This window comes from Burkholderia sp. Ac-20384 (genome assembly GCF_017104605.1).
In the GTDB taxonomy this organism is placed as follows: Bacteria; Pseudomonadota; Gammaproteobacteria; order Burkholderiales; family Burkholderiaceae; genus Burkholderia; species Burkholderia lata.
In genome coordinates this window covers 1-3,240 of the sequence record NZ_JAAGPE010000536.1, presented here as the reverse complement: position 1 = coordinate 3,240, position 3,240 = coordinate 1, and the positions used below count along the sequence as shown (strand labels likewise).

The 3,240-nt window shown below is 69.4% G+C and carries 3 protein-coding genes; all 3 read right to left on the bottom strand.

Features of this window, described 5'->3' with window-relative positions; translation table 11 throughout:
* Positions 1-92: 92 nt before the first annotated feature.
* From G3O00_RS41280 to G3O00_RS41270, 3 genes are read right to left on the bottom strand one after another with little or no spacing between them, the layout of a single operon-like run.
* Positions 93-1,316, bottom strand: coding sequence for an AAA family ATPase (locus tag G3O00_RS41280; protein WP_206146445.1), 1,224 nt, complete (start codon positions 1,314-1,316; stop codon positions 93-95).
* Positions 1,317-1,336: 20 nt separating this feature from the next.
* On the bottom strand, positions 1,337-1,717 hold the full coding sequence (locus G3O00_RS41275; protein WP_206146444.1) for a CpaD family pilus assembly lipoprotein: 381 nt from the start codon (positions 1,715-1,717) through the stop codon (positions 1,337-1,339).
* 15 nt (positions 1,718-1,732) lie between these two features.
* Complete coding sequence (locus tag G3O00_RS41270; RefSeq protein WP_206146443.1) at positions 1,733-3,115, bottom strand: type II and III secretion system protein family protein; 1,383 nt, start codon at positions 3,113-3,115, stop codon at positions 1,733-1,735.
* Between the last annotated feature and the right edge of the window lie 125 nt (positions 3,116-3,240).

The following is a 3,240-nucleotide window of genomic DNA, read 5'->3' as shown; positions in this document are numbered from 1 at the left end:
GGCGGGCGTCGCCGCGGGCGCCACGGCTGGAGTCGCGGCCTGTGTCTCGGCCGGCGCGGGGTCCGCCGGCGGCCGGTTGCGGGTGCCGAACGTCACGCTCCCTTCCTCCATTTGACGAGCCGCGCATACCACGGCTCGGCGACGACCATCGGCTCGCCGGTGATGCCGTTCGCGAGCTGCCGGATCTGGTCCAGGAAGCCGTTCCGCTTCGCGCCTTCGATCGGCTCGCCGAGGTTCTCGGCAACCGCGAGCGTCTGCGGCTCGTGCGGCAGCTCGTGCAGCTTCGCGCCGCCGAACGCCTCCTCGAAATCGACCGGCTCGACGCGGCCCGCGACCGGTGCGAGCGGATTGTTCAGCACCATCGACAGCAGCCGCTCGCCGGGCAACTCCCGCACGAAGCGCACGAGCCGCGCGGCTTCGTACGCGGCGTGCACCGAGCGGTCGACCACGACGTGGACGAGATCGGACGCCACGAGCGCGTCCTCGAGCAGCTTGCCGGCCCCGATGCCGACGTCGAACAGCACGTAGTGGAAGCAGTCCTTCAGCATGTCGACCAGGCGCGCGACGGCCTGGTCGCTCAACGGTGCATCGGCACCGTAGGCCAACTCGGCGGACAGCACGTGCAACCGGTCGCCCTTCGTGACGAACATGCGCTCGAACAACGCGTCGTCGGGACGCTGGCCCATGTTCAGCAATTCGATCAGCCCGTTGTTGCTGGACAGCCCGAACATCGAGTTCGCGCCGCCGCCATGCAGGTTCAGGTCGACGTAGGCCACGCGGCGGCGCTTCTCGCTCGCCAGGAAGCGCGCGAGGCTCACCGTGATCGTGGTCGCGCCGACGCCGCCGCGCGCGCCGACGAAACTGACGACCTTGCCGGTGCGCGCCTGCACGACCGATTCCGTCGCGGTCAGCGCACGCCGCATCAACTCGACGGTCAGCGGCTTGACGATGTAGTCCTGCACGCCGATGCCGAGCAGGTTGCGAAACAGCCCGACATCGTTCTGCGTGCCGATCGCGATGACGCGGACCGACGGATCGCATACGTCGGCGAGCCGCATCAGGTCCGACACCGGCAGCACCGAATCCGACACGTCGATGACGAGCTGGCGCGGCGAGCGCTCGTACTGCTGCAGCAGCCGGATCGCATCGTCGCAGGTGCCCGGCTGCACGTGGGTGCGCGTGATCGACAGCTCTTGCGTGACGCGGCGTATCACGTCCTCGCTGCCCGAATCGGAGACGACCGCAACGAGATCGGCCGCACCCGCGGACGCGGCGCGCCGGGTGTTCTGACGGTCGAGGAGGTTCATGGGCGGCATCGTGATGGCATCCGGGTCGGTCAATGGCTGGGCGAGCCGGTCGTCTGCGTCTTGCCTGGCGTCGGCTGCTTCACGCGATCCTCGACGTAGCGGCGCACCGCGTCGGCCGCGGTCTGCGCGTCCGCGCCACCGTATGGCACGGGTGCGACGAGATCCTCCGGCCGTGCGAGCATCGCCGCTAGGTTCGAGTAGGTCGCGCAGCCGAACGGCACGCCGGGCCGCGCGAACCCCGCATCGACGAGATGCGACGGCTGCATCAGCTTCGCGCAATCGGGCGCCAACGCGTGCGCGCCGTCGAAGCCGATCGAACGCGCATCGGGCAGGTTGACCGGCGGCGGCGCCGACAGGCAGCCCGCCAACACCAGCGGCAGCAGTGCGGCAACGGTCGATCGAATTCGCATGCGCGCTCCTCCGGTTCAGTACACGAAGCCCGCGGCGCCGACGAGGCGCGGCGTATCGCCCGACAGCAGGTCGAGCCCCAGGTTGCGCTGCACCGCGAACTCGAGGTCGCTGCTCGGCCGCGCGACGGTATCGATCGCCTGCTCGAGCTGGCCGGGCCCGGTCGGCTGCACGATGTACGGCGTGACGATCACGACCACCTCGGTCTTGTTGTCCTGGAAGTTCTTCGACGAAAACAGCCGGCCGATGATCGGCAGCCGGCCGAGCCCCGGAATCTGCGACACGGTGTCGGCCGTCTGGCTCTGCAGCAGCCCGCCGATCGCGAAGCTCTGCCCGCTCGACAGCTCGACCGTCGTGTCGACGCGCCGCACCGTGAGCCCCGGCACCTTCACGCCGCCGGTCGTCACGCTGTTGTTCGTATCGACCTCGCTCACTTCCGGCCGCACCTTCAGGCTGATGCGGTTGTCGGCGAGCACGGTCGGCGTGAAGTCGAGCGACACGCCGAACGGCTTGAACTCGACCGTGATCGCGCCGGTCGACGAACCGGCCTGCGCGACGGGAATCGGAATCTCGCCACCCGCGAGGAAGCTCGCGGTCTCTCCGGACATCGCGGTGAGGTTCGGTTCGGCGAGCATCGTGATCAGCCCTTCCTGATCGAGTGCGTCGAGCACGACGTCGATCGACCAGCGCCCCGCGCGAAATCCGCCGAGCACCGAGAAGGCGCCCGTCGGCGACAGGTTGAACAGGCCGTTCGTCGGATCGAACAGCGTGCGTCCGTTGAACAGCCCGCCGACGAAATTGCCGGCGCCGCCCAGCGAACTCCAGTTGATGCCGAGCTGCTGCGTGATGTTGCGGCTCACCTCGGTCACCCGCACGCGCAGGTTCACCTGGATCGGGCGCGACAGCGTGAGCCGGTTCACGATCTTTTCCTTGTCGTGCAGGTACGGCGTGAGCGACTGCATCACCGCGTCTGCGTCGGCCGCGCTCGGCACCTTGCCCGACACCATCAGCGAGCCCGGCGCACCGGACACCGACAGCTTCAGCTGCGGAAAGCGGTTGTCGAGCACGCCCTGCAGCGACGCCGTGTCGACCTGCACGATCACCGTCTTGCGCAGGATCGGGCGATGGTTCGCGCCGAGCGCAATCAGCGTGGTCGTGCCCGCCTTCTTGCCGAACACGAACACGGTGCGCGGCGACGGCACCTGGATGTCCGCGATGGCCGGATCGGCGACGAACATCGCGGTCGCGGGCTCGGGCAGCGACAGCAGTTCCCCCTTGCCGGTCGCGATCGACAGCGCCGCACCCGCGTCCGGCGCGCGTGCGCCCTGCGCGAACGCGCTCCCGGACGCAACGATGCAGGCCAGGCACCAGCAAGCGATCCAACGAACCATGCGCACCATGCGTGTTCCCGTCAAATGCCGGCCGCCGGGCGGCCGGCCCGAATCGTCAATCCGTCATTGCGCCGCCACCGCCGGCGGCGGCGCAGTCGCCTCCGCCGCGACATTGGCGCCGGCCGTCGTCGCGG

What these genes read in the sequence shown, in the direction of transcription:
- G3O00_RS41280 (WP_206146445.1), bottom strand. Translation starts at nt 1,316, where the DNA reads ATGCCGCCCATGAACCTCCTCGACCGTCAGAACACCCGGCGCGCCGCG.
- G3O00_RS41275 (WP_206146444.1), bottom strand. Translation starts at nt 1,717, where the DNA reads ATGCGAATTCGATCGACCGTTGCCGCACTGCTGCCGCTGGTGTTGGCG.
- G3O00_RS41270 (WP_206146443.1), bottom strand. Translation starts at nt 3,115, where the DNA reads ATGGTGCGCATGGTTCGTTGGATCGCTTGCTGGTGCCTGGCCTGCATC.